Consider the following 23,809-nt stretch of genomic DNA (forward strand, 5'->3'; position numbering starts at 1 on the left):
CTCCAGACCCCCGGGGGCCCTCACCCCCGCCCCGCGTACATCCGCGCGATCACGTCCTCGATGTCCGGCTCCCGCACCGACAGGTCCAGCAGCGGGTACCGGGCCGCCACCTCCGCCACCAGCGGCGCCGCCGACGTCCCCGCCGGGAACGCCAGCCACTGCCGCGGGCCGTCCACCTTCACCACCCGCGCCCCCGCCACGCTGATCTCCGGAAGCTCCCGCTCCAGGTCCACCACCAGCGTCCGCTCTCCGCCGCCCTCCCCCATCGAGTGCAGGCCGGCCAGGGCCCCGTCGTACATCAGCCGCCCGTGGTCGATCACCATCACCCGCTCGCACAGCTGCTCGATGTCCTGCAGGTCATGGGTGGTGAGCAGCACGGTCGTGCCGAGCTCCGCGTTCAACTGCCGCAGGAAGCCCCGTACCTTCGCCTTGCTCACCACGTCGAGCCCGATCGTCGGCTCGTCCAGGTACAGCACGTCCGGATCGTGCAGCAGCGCCGCCGCGATGTCCCCGCGCATCCGCTGGCCCAGCGAAAGCTGCCGTACCGGGACGTCCAGCAGCTCGGCCAGGTCGAGGCGGTCCACGCAGCGCTCGAGGTTCTCCTCGAACCGGGCCGCCGGGATCCGGTACATCCGCCGCATCAGCCCGTACGAGTCCTTCAGCGGCAGGTCCCACCACAGCGTGGTCCGCTGCCCGAACACCACCCCTATCCGGTGCGCCAGCCGCATCCGCTCCCGCGCCGGATCGATGCCCGCGACCCGCAGCCGGCCGCCGCTCGGCGTGAGGATGCCGGTCAGCATCTTGATCGTGGTCGACTTCCCGGCGCCGTTGGGCCCGATGTAGCCGACCACCTCGCCCCGCGCCACCTCGAAGCTGATCCCGTCAACCGCTCTGACCTGCCGTTTCTCCCGCCGCAGCAGGCCCACCCGGCGCCGTACGTCGAAGACCTTCTCGACGTCGTCCAGCTCGATCAGCACATCCGTGCCCACAGCCGCTCAGCTCCCCGTACTCCGGTACGAACGAAGACCCGCACGCCACACCAGCGACGCGGGTACGAACACCACCACCGCCACCAGCGGGCTCAGGAACGCCACCCACCCCGGCAGCCCCAGCGGATCGGGCCGCCCCAGCACGTACAGGGCGGGCAGCCAGTTCACGAAGGCCAGCGGCACGACGAACGTCACCCCGCGCAGCAGGTCCTTCCCGAACACCGTCGGCGGGTACTGGAGCATCGTGTTGCCTCCGTACGTGAAGGAGTTCTGCACCTCCGCCGCGTCCCCGGCGACGAACTGGAACGCCGCCCCGGCCACCATCACGGCCCCGAAGATCGCCGCCCCGGCCACGACCATCACCGGCATCAGCCAGACCTTCCCGGCCGTCCACTCCACGTCCAGCGCCGAGACGGCCCAGACCAGCACCGCCACGCCCTGCCCGATCCGCCCCACCCGCCGCAGCGCGAAGCGGTCCGCCGCGACCTGCGCGAGCACCGGGACCGGGCGCACCAGCATGGAGTCGAGCGAGCCGTCGCGGATCCGGAGGCCGACCCGGTCCGCATTGCCGAGGAGCAGGTCCGCGAGCCCGAGCGAGGCCGAGGCGGACCCGTACAGCAGGGCGGTCTCGGGCAGCGTGAAACCGCCGAGCACGTCCACGTGCGAGAACATGATCCAGATCGCGACGAAGTCGAGGAGCGTGATCGCCGCGTTCCCGAAGGTGGAGAGCAGGAACGACGTCCGGTACGTCATCGTCGAGCGGACCCACATCGCCACGATCAGCCCGTAGCCGCGCAACCCCTCCACGGCCCGGTTCCGCGCCGGTACCTCCATCGGTTCTCCGGGCCGCCGCGCCGCGGCCACCACCGCCTCAGCCACCCTGGACCACCGCCTTCCGCGTCGCCGCCGACTGCAACAGCCGCCCCGCGCCCAGCAGTACGAGCACCCACCCCGCCTGGAAGCCCAGCGCCCGGACCGCGCCCCCGGCGCCGGCGCGCTCGCCCATCAGCACGTCCAGCGGCACCTGGATCATCGCCGCCCACGGCAGCACGCGGACGATCTCGCCGAAGCCTCCCGGGAAGACCGTCAGCGGCAGCAGCATCCCGGAGCAGAAGATCGTGACGACGACGGCCACCAGGTTGATCCCGGCCCCGTCCATCAGCCAGAACGCCGCCAGCCCCAGCAGGTACCGGATCCCGAAGCTGACGACCAGCCCGAGCAGTACGGACACCAGGAACAGCAGCCAGCGCACCGGATCGGCGGGCAGCGCCAGCTCGAACGCCAGCGCCCCCGCGAGCAGCGGCACCACCCCGCGCCCGAGCAACTGGAAGCCGGCGCGCCCCAGATCGGCCGCTAGCCACCACAACTGCAGATCGGCCGGCCGGTACAGGTCGACGGCGATGTCACCCGTACGGATGCGCTCCTGCATCTCCTCCTGGAAACCGCCGCCGATGAGCGCGCCCGCGGCGAGCAGCGACTGGCTCACCCAGACGAAGGTCAGCGCCTGCGCCTGGTCGTAACCGCCCAGTCCGGGCCGCTCGTCCCACAGCGCGACGTACGTGTACGCGAGGATGAAGCCGAAGACGGTGTTGGTGAACACCCCTGCCGCCGTCGCCGTCCCGTACGTGGCGTAGCGCCGGAACCCGCCGGCCGCGACGGCCGGATAGAGCCACGCTCTGCGAGCCGTTGCCTGGCGCACCGTATCCCTCCGATTTCCCTGGTCGTTCCTACGTCGGCCAAAGCGCGCGAGCTTAGTGCGGAGGGGCGATCCACGCGACCGGTTTACGCCCGTCCGAAGCGGAATGAGCGGTCATCAGGTAGACAGCACGGAGTACAGATGTGGATATTTCGTACGGCATCGAGGAGTCCTGGCGATGAGCGACCAGTCACCACCACCGGGCTGGACCCCTCGTGACCCGGACACCCCCGCAACACCTCCCGCCCAGCAGCCGCCGCCGCAGGAGACGCGGAAGTCGCAGGCGCCTTCCAGCGGGAAGCAGTCGCGCAGCGCCGCCAACAAGGCCGAGCGGAAACGGAAGCGGACCGGCTGGCGCCGCCTCGTCCCCACCTGGCGCATGGTCCTCGGCACCCTCCTGCTGCTCGCCCTGCTGGTCATCGGCGCCCTCGTCGCCGGCTACCTGCTGGTCCGCATCCCGCCCGCCAACGCCGCCGCCACCGCCCAGTCCAACCTCTACCTCTACGCCGACGGTTCCCAGCTCGCCCGCGACGGCGAGGTCAACCGCGTCAACGTTCCCCTCTCGCAGATCCCCCGCACGGTGCAGGAAGCCGTACTCGCCGCCGAGGACCGGGACTTCTACTCCGAACGGGCCGTGGACCCCAAGGCGATGATCCGCGCCGCCTGGAACACGGCGACCGGCAAGGGCACCCAATCCGGTTCGACCATCACCCAGCAGTACGTCAAGAACTACTACCTGGGCCAGGAACAGACGATCAAACGCAAGGTCAAGGAGTTCTTCATCGCGATCAAACTCGGCCGCGAGAAATCGAAGGACTACATCCTCGAGGGCTACCTCAACACGAGTTACTTCGGGCGCAACGCCTACGGCATCCAGGCCGCCGCCCAGGCCTACTACGGCAAGGACGTCGGCAAACTCACCACCGCCGAAGGCGCGTACCTCGCCACGCTCCTCAACTCCCCCAGCGCCTTCGACGTCGTCGCCCACCCCCAGAGCCGCACCCGCGCGCTCGCCCGCTGGAACTACGTACTCGACGGCATGGTCAAGAAGCAGTGGCTGCCCGCGGCCGGGCGGACCGCGACGCAGTTCCCCGAACCCGGCAAGGTCCGCCCGGCCGCCGGCCTCTCCGGACAGCGCGGCTACCTCGTCGAGGCCATCAAGGACCACATCGTCGAGCGCAAGATCCTCGACGAGAAGACCCTCGCCGAGGGGGGCTACCGCATCACCACCACCATCGACAAACGCCGCCAGAACGCCTTCGTCGACGCAGTCGACCAGAAGATGGCCGACGAGCTCGACCCGGAGACGCGCAAGGCCGACCGCGTCGTACGGGCGGGCGGGGTCTCCATCGACCCGGCCACCGGCAAGGTCGTCGCCATGTACGGCGGCATCGACTACACCAAGCAGTACGTCAACAACGCGACCCGGCACGACTACCAGGTGGCCTCCACCTTCAAGCCGTTCGTGTTCGCCGCCGCCGTCGAGAACGACTCCCGCACCCAGGACGGCCGCCCGATCACCCCCAACACCGTCTACAACGGCGACAACAAGCGCCGCGTCGTCGGCACCCGGACCCCCTACGCCCCCGAGAACGAGGGCCAGTTGTCGTACGGGGACATCACCGTCAACACCGCCACCGACCTGTCCGTCAACGCCGTCTACGCCCAGATGGTCGTCGACGTCGGCACCGCCAAGGTCAAGAAGACCGCCATCGACCTCGGCATCCCGGAGAACACCCCGAACTTCGTCGCGGGCCCCGCCATGGCCCTCGGCACCATGCAGGCCAGTGTCCTGGACATGACCCAGGCCTACGCGACGCTCGCCGACCACGGCCGCCACACCCCGTACACGTTCGTCGAGAAGATCACCAAGGGCAGCGACAGCGTCCCCCTGCCCGACCGCACCCCGAAGCAGGCCGTCAGCCGAGAAGCCGCCGACACCACCACGTCCATGCTGGTCAGCGTCGTCGACAACGGCACCGGTACGGCCGCCCTCGCCGCCGGGCACCCGGCCGCCGGCAAGACCGGCACCGGCGAACTGGACCGCTCCGCCTGGTTCGCGGCGTACACCCCCGACCTGGTCACGGTCGTCTCGATGATGGGCCAGGACCCCGACACCGGCGCCCTGGAATCCCTGTACGGGGCACTCGGCGAGGCCCGGATCGGAGGCGGCGGCTACCCGGCCCGGATCTGGGCGCAGTACACGAAGACCGCCCTGGAGGGCAGCGACCCGCTGGACTTCGACCTCGAACTCCAGCCGGGCGCCGCCCCGTCCCCGCCGCCGTTCGTCCCGGGCAGCCCGGAGCCCACGGCGGACGAGGACACCCCGCAATCCCCGGCACCGCCGAGCCGGCCGAACCGCCCGAACCGGCCGAACCGGCCGACACCGCCGGACGGCGACCAGGACGAGGGCGGCCGGAACCAGGGACAGGACACCGAGGGCCGGACCACGGAAGGCGACACCACCGGGGGCCAGAGCAACGAGGGCGCCACCACGGGAACGACGTCCGGGACCACCGCAACCACCGGAGGAACGGCATCGGGCACCACGGCCGGCACCACCGCAGGCGCCCTGGGCGGCATCACCGGCGGCCGCCCGCGCGGCCGGCCCCGGTCGGATTACCTGGAATGACCGGAAGCGCGGGACTAACCCGTACGGGGGGGGATCAGTGACCGGAGGTCGCCTTCAGCCCCACCACGGCGACCAGCAACAGGCAGATGAAGAAGATACGGGCGGCAGTGACGGGCTCACCCAGCACCGCCATGCCCAGCACCGCGGCCCCGGCCGCACCGATGCCCACCCAGACGCCGTACGCGGTACCGATCGGCAGGCTCTTGGCGGCGCACGAGAGCAGCACCATGCTCGCGACGATCCCGGCACCGGTGAACACGCTCGGCCACAACCGGGTGAAGCCCTCCGTGAACTTCATACCGATCGACCAGCCGACCTCGAGCAGACCGGCGACGAGAAGCAGAACCCAGGCCATGACAGGCACCTCCGGAACGAGAGCGAACGGGGTGCGTCGTCTTGTCGTACAGCCACGGCTACCCGGTACGGCGCGTCTCGTCGGGGGTTCCCCACCACCGTAGCAAAACCCGTGCAGAAGGGCCGGTGACCCCGGTCACCGGCCCTTCAACGATCGATCCCCACAGGTTCCAGCAGTTCCGGCAGATCTCTACGGGGCTCCTACAGGTACAGCCCGGTGGAGTCCTTGGACCCCTCCAGCCGCTCCGCGGCCACGGCGTGCAGATCCCGCTCGCGCATCAGCACGTACGTCGCACCCCGCACCTCGACCTCGGCCCGGTCCTCGGGGTCGTACAGCACCCGGTCGCCCGGCTCCACGCTGCGTACGTTCTGCCCGACCGCGACCACCTCGGCCCAGGCCAGCCGCTTGCCCACGGCAGCGGTCGCCGGAATCAGGATGCCGCCGCCCGAGCGCCGCTCGCCCTCCGGCGAGTCGGACTTCACGAGCACGCGGTCGTGCAGCATGCGGATGGGCAGCTTGTCGTGGGTGGTGGTGTTGTCGCTCACGCCACGAACCTACCCGCCCGCGCCCCGCCCGTGCGCCGCAGGGTCATCAGCGCTTGCGCCGCGCCGACACCACGAGCAGGCCGATCACACCCGCCGCGAGCAGCGCGACGGGCGCGATCCGCGCGGGACGCGGCGTACCGTCCTCGTGGCGGAAGCTCGCCCGCACATCCGTCAGCAGACGGTTCACGGCGACGACGGCACGCCCGGCGGTGTGGTCCACGGTCGAGGCGACCCTGGCCTTTGCGTCCCCGATGATCGTCTTCGGGTGCATGCGCACGCCGATCTCGTCGAGCGTCTCGGCGAGCTGCTCGCGGCGGCGGACGATGTCCGCCTCGATCTGTGCGGGGGTCCTGGCTTCCGGCACCGCGCTGCCTCCGTCGTCGTGGTCGTGGTCGCATGGGGGCGTAGTCCGCCATGAACAGTCTGTCAGCTTAGTCTCGGACCGTACCGATCCCCTCCCGAGGAGACTGTTGACATGAGCGAGCGACTCCAGCCGGGCGACACCGCCCCCGCCTTCACCCTGCCCGACGCGGACGGCAACGAGGTCTCGCTCGCCGACCACAAGGGCCGCAAGGTGATCGTGTACTTCTACCCCGCGGCCCTGACGCCGGGCTGCACGAAGCAGGCCTGCGATTTCACGGACAACCTGGCGGTGCTGGCCGAGGCCGGCTACGACGTGATCGGCGTGTCCCCGGACAAGCCGGAGAAGCTGGCGAAGTTCCGCGAGAAGGAGCACCTGAAGGTCACCCTGGTCGGCGACCCGGAGAAGAAGGTGCTCGAGTCGTACGGCGCGTTCGGCGAGAAGAAGCTGTACGGCAAGACGGTGACCGGGGTCATCCGCTCCACGGTGATCGTGGACGAGGAGGGCAAGGTCGAACGCGCCCTCTACAACGTCAAGGCCACGGGCCACGTAGCCAAGATCATCAAGGACCTGGACATCTGACCCCGGCCGGCCCTCCGCACCAGCGGCCCGCACCGACACACCGGTGCGGGCCGCTCCGTTTATCGGACGTAACTGTTCACATATCGGTTCGTTAACCCGTACGAGGCCACGAACGCGTGGCCGGACCGGAGGGGCAACGATGGCGGTGCGATACACACGGGACCTCTTGGAAGAGGCGGCTCGGGCCACGACGAACTTCAACGACGCGGTGATCTGGTGCGGGGGCACCCCGACGCCGGGCTCCAGGCGTTACCTGCGCGCGAAGATGCAGGAGGCAGGCGTCGACTTCTCCCACTTCCCGACGCAGTGGGTGCGGCACACGGAAGAACGACTGCGGGAGTTGGTCGCAACCTCGACGTCCGTCAGGGAGGTGGTCTCCCGGCTCGGCATCAGCCAAGTCGGCGGCAACCACACGCACATCAGCCGACGGATAGCGGCGCTGGACATCGACACCTCGCACTTCACCACGACGCGGAAGCAAAGGCCAAAAGGATCTCTGGGCCCCACGCTCGCCGTGCGGACACCCGAAGAGGGCAGGATCCCAGGCGAGCGGCTGCGCAGGGCTCTGCTCGGGTCCGGAGTGCCGGAGGAGTGCGCGGAGTGTGGCGTCGGAGTGGAGTGGAACGGCAAGCCGCTCCGCCACGAAGTCGACCACGTCAACGGCAATTGGTGGGACAACCGGGCAGAGAACCTGCGGCTCATGTGCCCCAACTGCCACGCCGCGACCGATACCTACCGCGGTCGGAACCGGCGGCGCTCAGCATGAACAGCCGACGGTACACCCGCGATCTGCTCGCAAGGAGCGCCCGAGACGCCGCCAGCCTCGTGGATCTGATGCGCCGACTTGGCGTCTCGCTCGAGAGCGGCCCTCGCAACTACCTGCGCAAACGACTGGCCCACTACGGAATCGACACGTCACACTTCGTCGACGAGGCGCTTCCCGCCCGAATCCCGCAGTCGTACACGAAGGAGCGGCTGGCGGAGGCCGCAGCCCACTCGCACAGCATCGCGGAGATGCTCGCTTACATGGGCGTCACACCCTACGACAGCGCGTTCGGCCACCTTCGGATGAAGCTCGATCGCTTCGATATCGATACGTCGCACTTCACCACACAACTGCGCGCCAGAGAGCGGCTCTTCCCAGGCGAGGAGATCACCCGTGCCGTGGCCGAGTCCCAGAGCCTTGCGGGAGTAATGCGATCACTTGGGCACCACGAGCTCAGCGGGGCCGCTCGCGGCAAGGCGAGACGGAGCATCGAGGAGTACGGCATATCGACAGAGCACTTCACAGGGCAGGGCCACACCGCAGGACGGACCTCACCGTCCCGCAGGCCGCCGGAGGGCATCCTCCAACGGCTGGAAGCCGGCTCCAACCGCGAGAAGACAGCCGTACTGCGCCGCGCACTTGATGACCTCGACGTACCGCACGTTTGCGACGAATGCGGAATCGGCGATACCTGGCGAGGCAAACGGCTCGTCCTGGAGATCGACCACATCAACGGGGACCGGCTGGACAACCGACGCGAGAATCTCCGCTACCTCTGCCCGTCCTGCCACAGCCAGACGGGTACGTTCGCGAAACGATCTCGCCGCACAGCACAGGGGTAGGCACAGTAAAGTAGCCGCGATGGGTCCGTACCCCAGCTGGCCGAGAGGGCGCCGGTTTAGGTCCGGTGTGTCGTGGGTTCGAGTCCCACCGGGCCCACTCCACGGAGGCCCCGTGCGCGATTTCTGCGTACGGGGCCTTCGGCGTGGCAGACCCGGGCTCAGCCCAGCAAGGCGCGGATGAACGGGACCAGGGCTCGGAAGGCCTGGCCGCGGTGGGAGATGGCGTTCTTTTCCGCCGGGGTGAGTTCCGCGCAGGTGCGGGTGTCGCCCTCGGGCTGGAGGATCGGGTCGTAGCCGAAGCCGCCGGTGCCGGAGGGGGTGTGGCGGAGGGTGCCGGGGAGGCGGCCTTCCACGACGCGTTCGGTGCCGTCCGGGAGGGCCAGGGCCGCCGCGCACGCGAAGTGGGCTCCGCGGTGTTCGTCGGCGATGTCCCCGAGCTGGGCCAGCAGCAGGTCCAGGTTCGCCTTGTCGTCGCCGTGCGTACCCGCCCACCGCGCCGAGAAGATGCCGGGGGCGCCGTTCAGGACGTCCACGCAGAGGCCGGAGTCGTCGGCGATCGCCGGCAGGCCGGTGGCCCGGGCCAGGGCGTGGGCCTTGAGGAGGGCGTTCTCGGCGAAGGTGACGCCCGTCTCCTTGACGTCCGGGATCTGCGGGTACGCGTCCGCGCCGACCAGCTCGTGCGGCAGGCCGGCGTCGGACAGGATGGCGTGGAGCTCGGCGATTTTGCCCGCGTTGCGGGTGGCGAGGATCAGGCTGCTGGTCATGCCGTCCATTATCCGGTCCCCTCCGGGCGGGTGGCGGTTCAGCCCGGGGTGCAGACCTTCGACAGTTCCTGCGCCGCGTCGGCGACGGGCTGGATGTCGGGGTTCGGGTTGCCGTTCTCGATGGCCGTGCGGACGTTCTTCACCGCCGTCGTCATGGAGGAGACGGCCTTGCTGAGGTCGGCGTTGTCCGTCTGGTCGCCGACCTTCTTGAGGTTCGTCTCGATCTGGTTCAGCGCGTTCTGGGCGTCCTGCGGGCTGTTGCCGGCCTGGGAGACCGCCTGCTGGAGATCGTTCGCGCCGTCCGTGATGGCCACCGCCGTGTTCGCGCAGTCCATCGCCGTCGAGATCGCGTCACAGGACGTCAGCGCCGGGACGGCGAGAGCCGCGGCGAGCACGACCGCCGCTATGCGGTGCTTCGGGTTCATGGTTCGGGTCTCCCAGGATCGGCACGGATGCGAGGACGGGCGCACGGCTTTGACACCGTGCGCCCGTATGCAAGGGGACGCAGGAGCGCGCCCCGTGGTTCTGCTTAGAGCTGGAGCGCGCCGAGCTGGATGGCCTCGAGGTCGGCGCAGCCGCCGGCGGCCAGGTCCAGGAGGGCGTTGAGCTCCTTGCGGTCGAAGGGCTCGCCTTCGGCGGTGCCCTGGACCTCGACGAAGCGGCCGTCGCCGGTGCAGACGACGTTCATGTCGGTCTCGGCGCGCACGTCCTCCTCGTAGCAGAGGTCGAGGAGGGGGACGCCGTCGACGATGCCGACGCTGACGGCGGCGACGGTGCCGGTGAGCGGTTTGCGGCCGGCCTTGATCAGCTTCTTCTGCTGGCCCCAGGCGACGGCGTCGGCGAGCGCCACGTAGGCGCCGGTGATGGCGGCGGTGCGGGTGCCGCCGTCGGCCTGGAGGACGTCGCAGTCCAGGACGATGGTGTTCTCGCCGAGGGCCTTGTAGTCGATGACGGCGCGCAGGGAGCGGCCGATGAGGCGGGAGATCTCGTGGGTGCGGCCGCCGATCTTGCCGCGTACGGATTCGCGGTCGCCGCGGGTGTTGGTGGAGCGGGGCAGCATCGAGTACTCGGAGGTGACCCAGCCTTCGCCGCTGCCCTTGCGCCAGCGGGGGACGCCTTCGGTGAAGGAGGCGGTGCAGAAGACCTTGGTGTCGCCGAAGGAGATGAGGACGGAGCCCTCGGCGTGCTTGCTCCATCCGCGTTCGATGGTGACCGGGCGGAGCTGTTCGGGCGTGCGGCCGTCGATGCGAGACATGCGTCCGAGCCTAGTCGGTGCGCGGATACGCGAAGACCCCGTCCGGGCGGGTGCGGGACGGGGCCTCGTGGAGGGTGTGCGAGCGGGAGTTCGGCTCGCGCGGCGCTGACTGCGTGGTTACATCATGTCTTCGATGTCGGCGGCGATCGGGTCGGCGTCGGTGCCGATGACGACCTGGATCGCGGTGCCCATCTTGACGACGCCGTGGGCGCCGGCGGCCTTCAGGGCGGCTTCGTCGACCTTGCTGGGGTCGATGACCTCGGTGCGCAGGCGGGTGATGCAGCCCTCGACCTCTTCGATGTTGTCGATGCCGCCGAGCCCGGCGACGATCTTCTCAGCCTTGGTGGCCATGTGTTTCTCCCTGGAGTTCTACGAAGAACGAGTCTCGGCGGCCCTGTTCCAGCCAGCGCGGTCCGCTTTGTCACGGTAGCCCACTGTTGGCCCAGCTACGCGAGCGCGGGTCCGGCTTCTGTCGAATGATGACGATCAGCGGCAACCTGCCCTCCGGGCGGGTGAGTGCGACCGCACCATAAGTGGTCTACACCAGTGTGCCGTACGGGGCGCACCTGCCCAAACGGGCCCGCCAGGAGGACGCCGATGAGCGCGAGCAGTGCCGAAGCAGCACCGCAGCCGAAGTGGTGGAGCGGCTTGTACCCGGGGTTGCAGAAGATGGGGCGCAGTCTTCAGCTGCCGATCGCGGTGCTGCCCGCGGCCGGGCTCCTCAACGGGCTGGGGCAGCCCGGCGTCTTGGGCGAGGAGGGCCTGAACTGGACGATCGTGGCCAAGGTGATGGTGGCCGCGGGCGGCGCCCTGCTGAACGCGGACATCGGACTGCCGCTGCTCTTCTGCGTCGGTGTCGCGATCGGCATGGCCAAGAAGGCGGACGGTTCGACGGCCCTCGCGGCGGTGGCGGGCTTCCTGGTCTACCGGGGTGTGCTGCACGCCTTTCCCAACATCTGCCCGGTCGGCACCGCGGACATCGGCGGCGGCTGCCTGGGGCCGAACAACACGTTCGTGGAGTTCACGTACCAGAACCCCGGGGTGTTCGGCGGCATCGTCATGGGGCTGCTGGCCGCCTGGTTCTGGCAGCGCTTCCACCGGGTGAAGCTGGTGGACTGGCTGGGCTTCTTCAACGGCCGCCGGCTGGTGCCGATCATCATGTCGTTCGTGGCGATCGGGTTCGCCGCGCTCTGCCTGTGGATCTGGCCGCCGGTCGGCAGCGCGCTGGAGAGCTTCTCCGACTGGCTGGTGGGGCTGGGTTCTTGGGGCTCCGGCATCTTCGGCGTGGCCAACCGCGCGCTGCTGGTGATCGGCCTGCACCAGTTCCTGAACGTGCCGGTGTGGTTCCAGTTCGGCAGCTACACCAAGCCGGACGGGACGACGGTGCACGGTGACATCAACATGTTCCTGGCGGGTGACCCGAACGCCGGGCAGTTCCTGACCGGCTTCTTCCCGATCATGATGTTCGCGCTTCCTGCGGCGGCGCTGGCGATCACGCACTGTGCGAAGCCGCAGCGGCGCAAGGAGGTCGCCGGTCTGATGCTGTCGGTCGGCCTGACCTCGTTCGTGACGGGCATCACGGAGCCGATCGAGTACTCGTTCCTCTTCGTCGCGCCGGTGCTGTACGCGATCCACGCGGTGCTGACGGGCGTGTCGATGGCGGTGACGTGGGCGCTGGGCGTTCACGACGGGTTCAGCTTCTCGGCGGGCCTGATCGACTACCTCATCAACTTCGGCCTGGCGACGAAGCCCTTGCTGATCATTCCGATCGGCCTGTGTTTCGCGGTGGTGTACTACGTCGTATTCCGCTTCGCGATCACGAAGTTCGACATCCCGACCCCGGGCCGGGAGTCGGACGAGGAGATCGCGGCGATGCAGGCGGACAACACGAAGGCGTAACGGACGCTCCACCGTGTCGAGGCCCTCGGATCCACGGGATCCGGGGGCCTTCCGCTTGTGCCGGGCCGCGGGTGGCCCACTGGAGCCGAGTGTGGTGTAGACCACAGGAAATCGAAGGTTCCTTATCTATCCCCGACCATGCTACAACTGGTCTACACCACGGATTGGTGTAGACCACGCAAGCCCGGTCCGGAGCTCGCGTACCCCCGTTCTGAGACGCCGCCATCCCCCGGTTGCACCCCCTGGGCGGCGCCTTGCCTTCTGGAGGAAGCCCATGTCCACAGCCACCGCTGCGGAAAAGAAGAAGGGCGCGGGCGTGATGGCCGTCATGCAGCGCATCGGCCGGAGCCTCATGCTCCCCGTTGCGGTGCTCCCGGCCGCCGCGCTGCTCGTCCGCCTCGGCGACAAGGACATGCTCGGCGACCCCTCGCTGCCGACGTTCCTGACCAAGATCGCCGGATACATGTCCGCCGGCGGTGGCGCGATCCTCGACAACATGGCGCTGCTGTTCGCCGTCGGCATCGCCATCGGCTTCGCCAAGAAGTCCGACGGCTCGACCGCGCTCGCCGCGGTGACCGGCTACCTGGTCTTCAAGAACGTGCTCGCCACGTTCACCGACTCGAACCTGCCGAAGATCGCCAAGGCGGTCGACGGCAAGGTCGTCATGATCGACGCGCCGGTCGACGCCAAGGTGCTCGGCGGTGTCGTCATGGGCATCGTGGTCGCCCTGATCTACCAGAAGTTCTACCGGACCAAGCTGCCCGAGTGGGCGGGCTTCTTCGGTGGCCGCCGTCTGGTCCCGATCCTCTCCGCGTTCGCCGGTCTCGTCATCGGCATCGTCTTCGGCCTGATCTGGCCGGTCCTCGGCACGGGTCTGCACACCTTCGGTGAGTGGCTCGTCGGCTCCGGCGCCGTCGGCGCGGGCATCTTCGGTGTCGCCAACCGTGCGCTGATCCCGGTCGGCATGCACCACCTGCTGAACTCCTTCCCGTGGTTCCAGGCCGGCGAGTTCCAGGGCAAGAGCGGCGACATCTCCCGCTTCCTGGCGGGTGACCCGAGCGCCGGACAGTTCATGACCGGCTTCTTCCCGATCATGATGTTCGCCCTTCCGGCGGCCTGCCTCGCGATCGTGCACTGCGCCCGCCCCGAGCGCCGCAAGGTCGTCGGCGGCATGATGTTCTCCCTCGCGCTGACCTCGTTCGTCACCGGTGTGACCGAGCCGATCGAGTTCACGTTCATGTTCATCGCCCCGGTCCTGTACGCGATCCACGCGGTGCTGACCGGTGTCTCCATGGCCCTGACGTGGGGGCTCGGCATGAAGGACGGCTTCGGCTTCTCCGCAGGCGCCATCGACTACCTGCTGAACCTGGGCAAGGCCACCAACCCGCTGGGCCTGGCGGTCGTGGGCCTGTGCTTCGCTGCGGTCTACTACGCGGTCTTCCGCTTCGCGATCACGAAGTTCAACCTCCCGACGCCGGGCCGCGAGTCCGACGAGGAGCTCGCCGAGCTCCTCAAGGCCGAGGCCAAGTAGCCACGGCGCCGCCTGCGGCGAAGCCCCCGCCCTCCCTTCCCGGGAGAGCGGGGGCTTCCTCGTGCGTACGACCGCAGCGCCGCACTCAGACCTCGTAGACGGCGCCCGCGTACGCGAGGTCGACCGGACCGTCGTAGGCCGCGCGGGCGTCTGCGAGGTTCTGGCGGGCGTCCGTCCACGGCGGGATGTGCGTCAGGACGAGCCGGCCGACCCTGCCGCCGCGCGCGAACTCCCCGGCCTCGCGGCCGTTGAGGTGGAGGTCCGGGATGTCCTCCTTGCCGTGCGTGAAGGAGGCCTCGCACAGGAACAGGTCCGTGCCCTCGGCGAGCATCCCCAGCTCGGGGCAGACACCCGTGTCGCCGGAGTACGTGAGGGAGCGGCCGCCGTGCTCGACGCGGATGCCGTAGGCCTCCACGGGGTGGCTGACCCGCTCGGTGCGCACCGTGAACGGACCGATCTCGAAGCTGCCGGACTTCAGGGTCCGGAAGTCGAAGACCTCGCTCATGGAGCGCTCGTCGGGGACGTCCTCGTAGGCGGTCGTCAAGCGCTTCTCGGTGCCCTCGGGGCCGTAGACGGGGATCGTGCCGCAGCGGCCGCCCTCGTGCCGGTAGTAGCGGGCGACGAAGTAGCCGCACATGTCGATGCAGTGGTCGGCGTGCAGATGGCTCAGGAAGATCGCGTCGAGGTCGTAGAGACCGACGTGGCGCTGCAGTTCGCCGAGGGCGCCGTTGCCCATGTCGAGGAGCAGCCGGAAGCCGTCGGCCTCGACGAGGTAGCTCGAACAGGCCGATTCCGCGGACGGGAACGACCCCGAGCAGCCGACGACGGTGAGCTTCATGGAGCGAGAACCTCCGGGGACGGTCCGTGGACGGAATGCGGGCCGTGCGTGGGTCGAGCGTAAGGCGCAAAACGTCGGGTCGCTCCTCCGCGGCAGGCCGTTGTGGGGGGAATCACCTGTGCTGTCACCCGGGGGAGCGACGGTGGGCACGGGCGTGCCGGTGCACTGCCGTGCTGAGGGGTCCGGGCGCGGCTACCTTCGGAATATGGACACGTCCTGGTGGCCCGCGGCGGCCGCGGTGGTGGCCGTGGTTCTGGTCGTGCTGGTCGCGGGGCGGCGGCCGGGCATGCCCCGGCGGGCCCCGCCACCGCACGGGCCGGGTGCGGCGCCGCGGCCCCGGGCGGGTGAGCTGTGGTGTCTGGCGGACGGGCGGCTGTGCCTGGTGCTGGCCGTGTCGTCCGTGCGGGCCCACCGGGCGCGGGTCGCGTGGATCACCGGGAAGTACGACGACCGGCGGGCCGGGGTGATCCCGCTGCCCCCGGGGACGGTGGGCGCGCAGGGCCGGGCGAGCTTCCTGGAGGCGGACCGGCCGGCGGAGGTGTGGGTGTGGGAGTTCCGGAGCCGGCTGGGCGTGCTGGATCCTGCGGTGTGGGACGAGGTCAAGGGACTCGGAGGTGGCTCGTGATCCGGTTGCGGCGTGTGTACGACCCCCCGGAGCCGGAGGAGGACGGCGTACGGGTGCTCGTGGACCGGCTGTGGCCGCGGGGCCTGGCGAAAGCGGCGGCGGGGGTGGACGAATGGCCCAAGGCGGTGACGCCGTCCGGGGAACTGCGCAAGTGGTTCCACGGGGGCGGGGGCACGGCGCAGGAGTTCCGGGCCCGCTACGAGGAGGAGCTGGCGGCGCCGGACGCGGCGGCGGAACTGGACCGGCTGCGCACGCTGGCCGAGGCGGGCCCGGTCACACTCCTGACCGCGGTCAAGGACCCCGCGTCGAGCCACGCCGCCATCCTGGCGGAGCTGTTGACCGGGTGACGTTCCCTGCCGGGCACCGGGGCCTCCGTGGAGGGGCCTGGTGGCCCGGCTTTCGGGCTCATGGGCGAGGCCTCGGCCGATCACCGTCCGGGGGCCTCTCCCCGGTGCCTCGTTTCCGGCGGGGCTGCATCCGGCGGCTGGTAGGAGCACCGGGGGGTGAGGGCACTGCGGTGGTGAGTCGAGGACGAGCGGTCACCGCCGAACGCGGGCCGGATGCGGAGAGGATCCGCGAGCCGACACGAACGTCCGGAGTGGCACCGCCCGGCCGCGGACCGCTCCCGCTCCGTGAGGCGGCGCTGCGCCGAAACCTCCGCCGCGGGACGGTCCGGGCCCCGTGGGCCCCGGGCCGGTCCCGCCCGCCGCCGGACCGCTGCGCGGTGCCTGCGCCCCGCCCCGTCCTCTCGCCGTTTCCCGGGCCACGCCCCGGGCCCCGTTGCGTCTGCGGCGCCGCTGTCGGGGCGCCGCCCCCGAACCCCCGCGCCTCTGACGCCGGCGGGGCTGGATTTCGCCCGGCGGAGCGGGGCGGGCTGCGGGGCTATGCCCAGAGCTGGCCCTGGAGGGTTTCGATCGCCTCTTCCGTCGTCTTCGCCGTGTAGACGCCGGTCGAGAGGTACTTCCAGCCGCCGTCGGCCACGACGAAGACGATGTCCGCCGTCTCGCCGGCGGCCACCGCCTTGCGGGCCACGCCGATCGCGGCGTGCAGGGCGGCGCCCGTGGAGACGCCCGCGAAGATGCCCTCCTGCTGGAGGAGTTCCCGCGTACGCGTCACCGCGTCCGCCGAGCCCACCGAGAAGCGGGTCGTCAGGACCGAGGCGTCGTACAGCTCCGGGACGAAGCCCTCGTCCAGGTTGCGCAGGCCGTAGACCAGGTCGTCGTACCGCGGCTCCGCCGCGACGATCCGTACGCCGGGCACGTGCTCGCGCAGGTAGCGGCCGACGCCCATCAGGGTGCCCGTCGTGCCCAGGCCCGCCACGAAGTGGGTGATCGAGGGGAGGTCCCGCAGGATCTCGGGGCCGGTGGTCGCGTAGTGGGCGCCCGCGTTGTCCGGGTTCCCGTACTGGTAGAGCATCACCCAGTCGGGGTGCTCCGCCGCCAGTTCCTTGGCCACCCGGACCGCGGTGTTCGATCCGCCCGCCGCCGGCGACGAAATGATCTCCGCTCCCCACATGGCCAGGAGGTCACGCCGCTCCTGCGAGGTGTTCTCCGGCATGACGCACACGATCCGGTAGCCCTTGAGCTTGGCCGCCATCGCGAGCGAGATGCCGGTGTTGCCCGAGGTGGGCTCCAGGATCGTGCAGCCGGGGGTCAGCCGGCCGTCCCTCTCGGCCTGCTCGACCATGTGGAGCGCGGGGCGGTCCTTGATCGAGCCGGTCGGGTTCCGGTCCTCCAGCTTGGCCCAGATGCGCACGTCGTCCGAGGGCGACAGGCGGGGCAGCCGGACCAGCGGCGTGTTGCCGACCGCGGCCAGCGGGGAGTCGTAGCGCATCAGACGGAGCCGCCGGCGACCGCCGGGAGGATGGTGACGCTGTCGCCGTCCTTGAGGGCGGTGGAGATGCCGTCGAGGAAGCGGACGTCCTCGTCGTTGAGGTAGACGTTCACGAAGCGGCGCAGCTTGCCGCCGTCACCCTCTTCGACGAGTCGCTCCCGGATGCCCTTGTGGCGCGTCTCGAGGTCCGCGAACAGCTCGGACAGGGTGGCGCCCTCACCGTTGACGGCCTTCTCGCCGTCGGTGTAGGTGCGGAGGATGGTCGGGATGCGGACCTCGATGGCCATGGCAGGCTCCAGTTGTGAAGTGATGCGGGAGGGGCTTAAGGGCGCGCGGCGCATGGGCCCCCGCGCGAGGGGCCGTGGTGCTCAGGCGGCAGGACAGATGCTGCTGGCGAGGCGGCACAGGTCGACGTGCAGCCGCGCCACAAGCAGGAGCCTGCTGGGCGTCTCGATGCTCACGTCGTGGGGAACCATGCGGTCATGTTAACGATTCCCGGTCCCCCGTTTGGAGTGTGATCCCGCATCGTGGACGCAAACCGCTCACATCGTGGTCAATAGGCCTCGACGACCCGTACTTCCTCCTCCGTGATGACGCCTTCGACGATCCGGTACGAGCGGAACTGGAACTCCCCGAGGCCGTCGGTGTCCGCCGTCGAGACCAGCACGTAGTGCGCGCCCGGCTCGTTCGCGTACGTGATGTCCGTACGGGAGGGGTAGGCCTCGGTGGCGGTGTGCGAGTGGTAGACGATCACGGGGTCCTCGTCCCGGTCGTCGAGCTCGCGGTACAGCTTCAGCAGATCCTTCGAGTCGAACTCGTAGAACGTGGGCGAGCGGGCCGCGTTGAGCATCGGGACGAACCGCTCGGGGCGGTCGGTGCCCGCCGGTCCGGCCACGACGCCGCACGCCTCGTCCGGGTGGTCCTTGCGGGCGTGCTCGACGATCTGGTCGTACAGCGCCTGGGTAAGGGTCAGCATGAGCGACAGGATAAGCAGACGGGCCCTCCCGTACCGAGATGTGGTACGAGAGGGCCCGAATGCTGGACAGAGGTGGTTAGGCGACCGGCTCCGCGGCCTTGCCGGCCTTGTTGAAGGCGGCTCCGGCCGGGTTGCGCTTCTTGAGCACCAGGTACGAGACGCCCAGGATCAGGCCCCACAGCGGCGCGCAGTACAGCGAGACGCGGGAGTCCTTGTCGATGCCCATCATCACGATGACCATGCCGATGAACAGCAGGGCGAACCAGCTGGTCCACGGGGCGCCGGGGGCGCGGAAGGGGGACTGCGGCAGCTCGCCGCGGTCGGCCTTGGCGCGGTAGCGGATCTGGCAGACGAGGATCATGATCCAGGCCCACATGCCGGAGATGGTGGCGAAGGAGACGACGTAGTCGAAGGCCTTGCCCGGGGCGACGTAGTTGATCCAGACGCCCACCAGCATCAGCGCGGCGGAGAACGTGGTGCCCACGAGCGGGGTGCCGCTCTTGGTGAGCTTGGTGAAGAACTTCGGGCCCTGGCCGTTGAGGGCGAGGTCGCGCAGCATGCGGCCCGTGGAGTACATGCCCGAGTTGCAGGAGGACAGCGCGGCGGTCAGGACGACGAAGTTGACGATCGCGGCGCCGACGCCGAGGCCCATCTTCTCGAAGGCCAGCACGAACGGGCTCTCGCCCGCCTTGAAGTTGGACCACGGGATGACCGACATGATCATGATGAGGGCGCCGAGGTAGAAGACGGCGATGCGCCACGGCACGGTGTTGATGGCCTTGGGCAGGGTCTTCTCGGGGTCCTTGGACTCGCCGGCGGTGACGCCGACCAGCTCGACCGCCAGGAAGGCGAACATGACGATCTGGAGCGTCATCAGCGTCTCGCCGATGCCGTTCGGGAAGAAGCCGCGGTCGCTCCACAGGTTGGAGACGGAGGCGGTGGCGGCCGCGTCGGAGAAGCCGACGGTGAGGATGCCGGCGCAGATCAGGATCATGCCGACGATGGCGGTGACCTTGACCATCGAGAACCAGAACTCGAGCTCGCCGAAGAGCTTCACGGAGATCAGGTTGGCGGCGTAGAGGATGACGGTGAAGATCAGCGCGTAGGCCCATTGCGGGAAGCTGTCATGGGTCCAGTACGACATGTACTTGGCCGCCGCGGTCACCTCGGTGATACCGGTGACCACCCAGAAGAGCCAGTACGTCCAGCCCGTCGCGTACCCCCAGAAGGGACCGAGGAACTCCCGGGCGTAGTCCGAGAAGGATCCCGAGACCGGGCGGTACATCAGCAGCTCGCCCAGGGCGCGCATGATGAAGAAGATGACCAGGCCCGCGATGGCGTAGGCCAGGATGAGGCTCGGGCCGGCCTTCGAGATGGCCTTGCCGGCGCCCAGGAAGAGGCCGGTGCCGATGGCTCCGCCGATCGCGATCATCTGGATCTGGCGGGCTCCGAGTGCGCGGTGGTAACCCTCGCCGCCCTCGGCCGCGGCGCCCTCGCCGGGTGCCCTGTCGTGCTGCTCGACCTGCACAGAGGTCATGTCTTGGTGCGCCTTTCTCCACGCCGACCCGCGCCTTCGAAAGGCAGCGGATCGGGTCCTCGATCCCCCCGGATACGGATGGAGTTGCACCCGGCGGTCAGCCGGTTCAAGCGGCCGGGGGACATGGGTGGCGCCCCGTCGGCGGTCGTGAAGATTTATCACGGGCTTACGGGTGGCCGAGGCGCGAAAAAGTGATCCGGGGCACATTCAATTCAGGACAAAGGTCCTGACACGCAGCAGATCACCGCATCGCGGTGATCTGATCGTTATCCGGATTTGAGCGTCCGCTGAGCGAACAATGCGCGAACAGTGTTCCCGCTTGAGGCTTTCCTGAGGTTTCCGAGGGTTCTCAGAGGGTTTCGATGAGCGTCTCCTGGAGGCCGCCGAGCCAGAGGTAGGCCATCACCATCGGCTTGCGCGGGTCGTCGTCCGGCAGCCGGAAGAGCATCGCGCTCTCGTCGTCCTCGGTGATGTCGAGGCGCGCCGCGATGGTCAGGCGCAGGTCGTTGAGCGCCCCCAGCCAGCGCAGCGGGAGTTCCCCGGTGAGCTCGAGCACGGCCGCCCCGTCCCCGCCGGGGGTGAGCGCGTCCAGGCTGCGCACGACGGCCAGCGCGTCCTCCCGCTTGCGGGAGCGCAGGTCGTTCTCGGTGAAGCGGCGGAATTCCGCCGACCGGGCGGCGAGCTCCTCCGGGTCCACCTTCTGGTCCTCGGGGCCGGGGCCGCCGTAGGCGTCGGGGAAGAGCCGGATCAGCGCGGGGTCGGAGGGGCGCTCGGTGGGCCCCTCGTTGCCCTCGGCGAAGAGCACGGCGAGCGGGTCGGCGTCCTCGTCGGGCTCGGGCGCGCCCGGGCCGATGAGCTCCAGCAGCTGGACGGCGAGGGAGCGCAGGATGGAGATCTCGATCTCGTCCAGCGCGACGACGGCGCCGCCCCCCTTGAGGGCTTCGAACATCCCGGCGGACCGCCCCATCAGAAGCGGTCCTGGGAGAGGGTCGCCCACAGGCCGTAGCCGTGCATGGCCTGCACGTCGCGCTCCATTTCCTCGCGGGTGCCGCTGGACACGACCGCCCGCCCCTTGTGGTGGACGTCGAGCATCAGCTTGTGCGCCTTGTCCTTGGAATAGCCGAAGTACGCCTGGAACACGTACGTCACGTAGCTCATGAGGTTGACCGGGTCGTTGTGCACCAGGGTCACCCAGGGAACGTCGGGTTCGGGGACGGCGAACGTCTCTTCGGCCGACTCGGTGCGTTCGATCTCAATGGGAGCAACACTCACTTGTCCCATGCTGCCACTGTGACCGGCCGGTCGCACAAACGGGTCCCGAGATCTCGTCACTTTGACGAAATGTGCGCTAGCATCCGTGACATGAACCCTGCGGACCTGGGCCTGCCGGTGGACGTGCCGTCGACAGCGCTCTTCACGGATCATTACGAGCTCACGATGCTGCAGGCCGCCCTGGCGAACGGCACCGCCGACCGCCGCTCGGTCTTCGAGGTCTTCACCCGGCGGCTGCCCGAGGGCCGCCGCTACGGGGTGGTGGCCGGCACCGGCCGCGTCCTGGACGCGGTGGAGAACTTCCGCTTCGACAGTGCGGTGCTGGAGTTCCTGCGGGAGCGGGCCGTCGTCGACATGCGGACCCTGGACTGGCTGTCCTCGTACCGCTTCTCGGGCGACATCTGGGGCTACCCGGAGGGCGAGGTCTACTTCCCCGGGTCCCCGGTCCTGCGCGTCGAGGGCAGCTTCGCCGAGTGCGTGCTGCTGGAGACGGTCATCCTCTCGATCCTCAACCACGACTCGGCGATCGCTGCCGCGGCCTCCCGGATGGCCTCGGCGGCCGGCGACCGGCCGCTGATCGAGATGGGTGCGCGGCGCACCCACGAGCTGGCGGCGGTGGCGGCCTCGCGCGCCGCGTACGTCGGCGGCTTCACCTCCACCTCGGACCTGGCGGCCGGCTTCCGGTACGGGATCCCGACGGTCGGGACCTCGGCGCACGCCTTCACGCTGGTGCACGACACCGAGCGGGACGCCTTCCAGGCCCAGGTGGCCTCGCTGGGCAGCGGGACGACCCTGCTGGTGGACACGTACGACGTGGCGGAGGCCGTGCGGACGGCCGTCGAGGTCGCCGGTACGGGGCTGGGGGCGGTCCGGATCGACTCCGGCGACCTGCTGCTGGTCGCGCACCGGGTGCGGCAGCAGCTGGACGAGCTGGGGGCGACCGCGGCGAAGATCGTGGTCACCTCCGATCTGGACGAGTACGCCATCGCCTCGCTGGCGGCGGCTCCGGTGGACGCGTACGGGGTCGGCACGCAGCTGGTGACGGGCAGCGGGCACCCGACGTGCTCGATGGTCTACAAGCTGGTGGCGCGGGCCGCGTCGACGGACCCGAAGGCTCCGCTGGTGCCGGTGGCGAAGAAGTCCACGGGCGGGAAGACCTCGATCGGCGGCCGCAAGTGGGCTGCGCGGCGGGTCGACGCGGAGGGCGTCGCCGAGGCGGAGGTGATCGGCACCGGGCCCGTCCCGTCCGCGCTGGCGGACCGGCAGCTGCTGGTCGAGCAGGTCAAGGCGGGCGAGGTCGTCGCCCGCGAGCCGCTGGAGGCGCCGCGCGACCGTCACCGCGAGGCCCGCGCCGGCCTCCCGCTCTCCGCGACGCAGCTCTCGCGCGGCGAGCCGGTCATCCCGACCGAGTACGCGTAGCCGGTCTGCGGGCCGGGGGCCGGCGCCCCCGGTTTCGGGGAGGGGCGGGGCGGGGGAAGAGCCCGCGCAGCGGCACATACGACAACCGAAGGACACGCGACATGCACCGCGCACTGATCGTCGTCGACGTACAGAACGACTTCTGCGAAGGCGGCAGCCTCGCGGTCGCCGGAGGGGCCGACGTCGCCGCCGCGATCACCGAGCTGATCGGCCAGGCCACGGCCGGCTACCGGCACGTCGTCGCCACCCGCGACCACCACGTCGACCCCGGGCCGCACTTCGCGCGCCCCCCGGCCGAGCCGGACTTCGAGACCTCCTGGCCGGTGCACTGCGTCGCCGGCACCGAGGGCGTCGGGTTCCACCCGAACTTCGCGCCCGCGGTCGCCTCCGGGGCCGTCGCCGCCGTCTTCGACAAGGGCGCGTACGAGGCCGCGTACAGCGGGTTCGAGGGCGCCGACGAGAACGGCACCGCGCTCGCCCGGTGGCTGCACGACCGGCAGGTCACCGAGGTCGACGTCGTCGGGATCGCCACCGACCACTGCGTGCGCGCCACCGCCCTGGACGCGGCCCGCGCCGGCTTCACCACCCGCGTGCTGCTGGACCTGACGGCCGCCGTGGCCCCCCACACCGCCGCGCGGGCGGTCGAGGAGCTCCGGTCGGCCGGGGTCGAGCTCGTCGGCGAGAGCCCCCGCCAGAGCCCGTGACGGGCGAGCGGGGCGGGGCCCGCCGCGTCAGTGCCCCAGGAGGGCGCGGATGGGATGCCAGAGCTCCTGGGCCCGGTCCGGGGCGCCGCGCCACAGCAGGCCGTCCGGGTGGTGCAGGACGGCCGTGACCTCGTCCGGGGTCGGTGGCTGCGCGTTGCCGCGCAGGTAGACCGCCCGCATCCCGAGGTTCCGCAGCCTGGTCAGGGCGCGGGCCCGGTTCGCGGCGTGCACCAGCACGCGGACGTTTCCGCCCTCGCCGCACGGCCTCGGCAGCGTGAGCGCGACCACCACGCTGCCGCCTGGCAGTCTGACGAAACCTCCACCGGGCATGATCTTCAGCTCCCCCGTCAATAAGAAAAGTCGCACCCGCATCTAAACGCGATCGGCC

The 23,809-nt window shown here is 70.0% G+C and carries 29 protein-coding genes, 1 tRNA gene, 1 pseudogene and 1 riboswitch; of the genes and pseudogenes, 11 read left to right on the plus strand and 20 right to left on the minus strand.

Features of this window, described 5'->3' with window-relative positions:
* Nucleotides 1–20: 20 nt before the first annotated feature.
* The 3 genes from IF09_RS0127100 to IF09_RS0127110 are packed head-to-tail and all read right to left on the minus strand — an operon-like array spanning nt 21 to nt 2,688.
* The gene (locus IF09_RS0127100) at nt 21–989 is read right to left on the minus strand and encodes an ABC transporter ATP-binding protein (RefSeq protein ID WP_030299863.1); all 969 of its coding nucleotides are present in this window, start codon (nt 987–989) and stop codon (nt 21–23) included.
* Between the two features lie 6 nt (nt 990–995).
* Nucleotides 996–1,868, minus strand: coding sequence for an ABC-2 family transporter protein (locus IF09_RS0127105; protein WP_030299864.1), 873 nt, complete (start codon nt 1,866–1,868; stop codon nt 996–998).
* Nucleotides 1,861–2,688, minus strand: coding sequence for an ABC transporter permease (locus tag IF09_RS0127110; protein ID WP_030299865.1), 828 nt, complete (start codon nt 2,686–2,688; stop codon nt 1,861–1,863). The genes IF09_RS0127105 and IF09_RS0127110 overlap by 8 nt, the downstream gene beginning before the upstream one ends.
* Nucleotides 2,689–2,863: 175 nt before the next feature.
* Here IF09_RS0127110 and IF09_RS0127115 point away from each other — a divergent pair, with 175 nt between their 5' ends.
* A complete protein-coding gene (locus IF09_RS0127115) occupies nt 2,864–5,317 on the plus strand; it encodes a transglycosylase domain-containing protein (protein ID WP_030299866.1) in 2,454 nt (817 codons plus the stop codon).
* Nucleotides 5,318–5,351: 34 nt separating this feature from the next.
* On the opposite strand, the gene IF09_RS0127120 is transcribed toward IF09_RS0127115, so the two are convergent.
* The 3 genes from IF09_RS0127120 to IF09_RS0127130 form a co-directional block, all read right to left on the minus strand.
* Nucleotides 5,352–5,672, minus strand: coding sequence for a DMT family transporter (locus IF09_RS0127120; protein ID WP_030299867.1), 321 nt, complete (start codon nt 5,670–5,672; stop codon nt 5,352–5,354).
* Nucleotides 5,673–5,702: 30 nt separating this feature from the next.
* Nucleotides 5,703–5,781, minus strand: a riboswitch (guanidine-III (ykkC-III) riboswitch).
* Between the two features lie 91 nt (nt 5,782–5,872).
* A complete protein-coding gene (locus tag IF09_RS0127125; RefSeq protein ID WP_030299868.1) occupies nt 5,873–6,217 on the minus strand; it encodes a GroES family chaperonin in 345 nt (114 codons plus the stop codon).
* A gap of 46 nt (nt 6,218–6,263) precedes the next feature.
* A complete protein-coding gene (locus IF09_RS0127130) occupies nt 6,264–6,581 on the minus strand; it encodes a DUF3618 domain-containing protein (RefSeq protein WP_030299869.1) in 318 nt (105 codons plus the stop codon).
* 111 nt (nt 6,582–6,692) lie between these two features.
* On the opposite strand from IF09_RS0127130, the gene bcp reads away from it, so the two are divergent.
* The 4 genes from bcp (at nt 6,693) to IF09_RS0127150 (ending at nt 8,865) form a co-directional block, all read left to right on the plus strand.
* On the plus strand, nt 6,693–7,160 hold the full coding sequence (bcp, locus tag IF09_RS0127135; RefSeq protein ID WP_030299870.1) for a thioredoxin-dependent thiol peroxidase: 468 nt from the start codon (nt 6,693–6,695) through the stop codon (nt 7,158–7,160).
* Nucleotides 7,161–7,299: 139 nt separating this feature from the next.
* A complete protein-coding gene (locus IF09_RS0127140) occupies nt 7,300–7,926 on the plus strand; it encodes an HNH endonuclease (RefSeq protein ID WP_030299871.1) in 627 nt (208 codons plus the stop codon).
* Nucleotides 7,923–8,768: an HNH endonuclease signature motif containing protein gene (locus IF09_RS0127145; RefSeq protein ID WP_030299872.1), complete on the plus strand. Its 846-nt coding sequence runs from the start codon at nt 7,923–7,925 to the stop codon at nt 8,766–8,768. The genes IF09_RS0127140 and IF09_RS0127145 overlap by 4 nt, the downstream gene beginning before the upstream one ends.
* 21 nt (nt 8,769–8,789) lie before the next feature.
* Nucleotides 8,790–8,865: transfer RNA gene (locus IF09_RS0127150), tRNA-Leu, on the plus strand.
* A gap of 61 nt (nt 8,866–8,926) precedes the next feature.
* Here IF09_RS0127150 and rdgB read toward each other — a convergent pair.
* The 4 genes from rdgB to IF09_RS0127170 form a co-directional block, all read right to left on the minus strand.
* Nucleotides 8,927–9,532, minus strand: a complete 606-nt coding sequence (gene rdgB, locus IF09_RS0127155) for an RdgB/HAM1 family non-canonical purine NTP pyrophosphatase (protein WP_030299873.1) — start codon at nt 9,530–9,532, stop codon at nt 8,927–8,929.
* Nucleotides 9,533–9,570: 38 nt separating this feature from the next.
* Complete coding sequence (locus tag IF09_RS0127160) at nt 9,571–9,957, minus strand: hypothetical protein (protein WP_030299874.1); 387 nt, start codon at nt 9,955–9,957, stop codon at nt 9,571–9,573.
* Nucleotides 9,958–10,061: 104 nt separating this feature from the next.
* On the minus strand, nt 10,062–10,787 hold the full coding sequence (gene rph / locus IF09_RS0127165) for a ribonuclease PH (RefSeq protein ID WP_030299875.1): 726 nt from the start codon (nt 10,785–10,787) through the stop codon (nt 10,062–10,064).
* A 117-nt stretch (nt 10,788–10,904) separates the two neighbouring features.
* Nucleotides 10,905–11,138 carry a glucose PTS transporter subunit EIIB gene (locus IF09_RS0127170; protein ID WP_030299876.1) on the minus strand — a complete coding sequence of 78 codons (234 nt, stop codon included), beginning with the start codon at nt 11,136–11,138 and terminating at the stop codon, nt 10,905–10,907.
* Between the two features lie 246 nt (nt 11,139–11,384).
* On the opposite strand from IF09_RS0127170, the gene IF09_RS0127175 reads away from it, so the two are divergent.
* Nucleotides 11,385–12,686: a PTS transporter subunit EIIC gene (locus tag IF09_RS0127175; protein ID WP_030299877.1), complete on the plus strand. Its 1,302-nt coding sequence runs from the start codon at nt 11,385–11,387 to the stop codon at nt 12,684–12,686.
* A gap of 274 nt (nt 12,687–12,960) precedes the next feature.
* Nucleotides 12,961–14,217, plus strand: a complete 1,257-nt coding sequence (locus tag IF09_RS0127180; RefSeq protein ID WP_030299879.1) for a PTS transporter subunit EIIC — start codon at nt 12,961–12,963, stop codon at nt 14,215–14,217.
* 85 nt (nt 14,218–14,302) lie between these two features.
* Here IF09_RS0127180 and IF09_RS0127185 read toward each other — a convergent pair whose 3' ends face one another.
* Nucleotides 14,303–15,055: an MBL fold metallo-hydrolase gene (locus tag IF09_RS0127185; protein ID WP_030299881.1), complete on the minus strand. Its 753-nt coding sequence runs from the start codon at nt 15,053–15,055 to the stop codon at nt 14,303–14,305.
* A gap of 205 nt (nt 15,056–15,260) precedes the next feature.
* Between IF09_RS0127185 and IF09_RS0127190 the strand changes: the two genes are divergently transcribed.
* Nucleotides 15,261–15,680 carry a hypothetical protein gene (locus tag IF09_RS0127190; protein WP_030299883.1) on the plus strand — a complete coding sequence of 140 codons (420 nt, stop codon included), beginning with the start codon at nt 15,261–15,263 and terminating at the stop codon, nt 15,678–15,680.
* A complete protein-coding gene (locus IF09_RS0127195) occupies nt 15,677–16,027 on the plus strand; it encodes a DUF488 family protein (RefSeq protein WP_030299885.1) in 351 nt (116 codons plus the stop codon). Before IF09_RS0127190 ends, IF09_RS0127195 begins: the two co-directional genes overlap by 4 nt.
* Nucleotides 16,028–16,562: 535 nt before the next feature.
* Here IF09_RS0127195 and IF09_RS0127200 read toward each other — a convergent pair.
* From IF09_RS0127200 to clpS, 8 genes and pseudogenes are all read right to left on the minus strand, one after another.
* On the minus strand, nt 16,563–17,513 hold the full coding sequence (locus IF09_RS0127200; protein WP_030299888.1) for a PLP-dependent cysteine synthase family protein: 951 nt from the start codon (nt 17,511–17,513) through the stop codon (nt 16,563–16,565).
* Nucleotides 17,513–17,800: a MoaD/ThiS family protein gene (locus IF09_RS0127205; protein WP_030299892.1), complete on the minus strand. Its 288-nt coding sequence runs from the start codon at nt 17,798–17,800 to the stop codon at nt 17,513–17,515. Before IF09_RS0127205 ends, IF09_RS0127200 begins: the two co-directional genes overlap by 1 nt.
* 81 nt (nt 17,801–17,881) lie before the next feature.
* Nucleotides 17,882–17,989 (minus strand): putative leader peptide, encoded by a 108-nt coding sequence (locus IF09_RS48325; RefSeq protein WP_311318620.1) that lies wholly within the window; start codon nt 17,987–17,989, stop codon nt 17,882–17,884.
* 77 nt (nt 17,990–18,066) lie between these two features.
* Nucleotides 18,067–18,489 carry a Mov34/MPN/PAD-1 family protein gene (locus tag IF09_RS0127215; protein ID WP_030299894.1) on the minus strand — a complete coding sequence of 141 codons (423 nt, stop codon included), beginning with the start codon at nt 18,487–18,489 and terminating at the stop codon, nt 18,067–18,069.
* A 76-nt stretch (nt 18,490–18,565) separates the two neighbouring features.
* Nucleotides 18,566–20,026 (minus strand): amino acid permease, encoded by a 1,461-nt coding sequence (locus IF09_RS0127220; RefSeq protein ID WP_030299896.1) that lies wholly within the window; start codon nt 20,024–20,026, stop codon nt 18,566–18,568.
* Nucleotides 20,027–20,233: 207 nt separating this feature from the next.
* Nucleotides 20,234–20,332, minus strand: a pseudogene (locus IF09_RS48595) (hypothetical protein); the annotation flags it as partial.
* 43 nt (nt 20,333–20,375) lie between these two features.
* Nucleotides 20,376–20,993: a DUF2017 domain-containing protein gene (locus IF09_RS0127225; protein ID WP_030299898.1), complete on the minus strand. Its 618-nt coding sequence runs from the start codon at nt 20,991–20,993 to the stop codon at nt 20,376–20,378.
* On the minus strand, nt 20,993–21,307 hold the full coding sequence (gene clpS, locus IF09_RS0127230) for an ATP-dependent Clp protease adapter ClpS (RefSeq protein WP_030299901.1): 315 nt from the start codon (nt 21,305–21,307) through the stop codon (nt 20,993–20,995). Before clpS ends, IF09_RS0127225 begins: the two co-directional genes overlap by 1 nt.
* Before the next feature lie 81 nt (nt 21,308–21,388).
* On the opposite strand from clpS, the gene IF09_RS0127235 reads away from it, so the two are divergent.
* Both IF09_RS0127235 and IF09_RS0127240 read left to right on the plus strand, forming a co-directional pair.
* Nucleotides 21,389–22,717 (plus strand): nicotinate phosphoribosyltransferase, encoded by a 1,329-nt coding sequence (locus tag IF09_RS0127235; RefSeq protein ID WP_030299904.1) that lies wholly within the window; start codon nt 21,389–21,391, stop codon nt 22,715–22,717.
* Between the two features lie 101 nt (nt 22,718–22,818).
* Nucleotides 22,819–23,421, plus strand: a complete 603-nt coding sequence (locus IF09_RS0127240; protein ID WP_030299906.1) for an isochorismatase family protein — start codon at nt 22,819–22,821, stop codon at nt 23,419–23,421.
* Between the two features lie 27 nt (nt 23,422–23,448).
* Here IF09_RS0127240 and IF09_RS0127245 read toward each other — a convergent pair whose 3' ends face one another.
* Nucleotides 23,449–23,751, minus strand: a complete 303-nt coding sequence (locus IF09_RS0127245; protein WP_030158646.1) for a hypothetical protein — start codon at nt 23,749–23,751, stop codon at nt 23,449–23,451.
* Nucleotides 23,752–23,809 lie beyond the last annotated feature (58 nt).

The organism is Streptomyces katrae, from assembly GCF_000717655.1.
In the GTDB taxonomy this organism is placed as follows: domain Bacteria; phylum Actinomycetota; class Actinomycetes; order Streptomycetales; family Streptomycetaceae; genus Streptomyces; species Streptomyces katrae_B.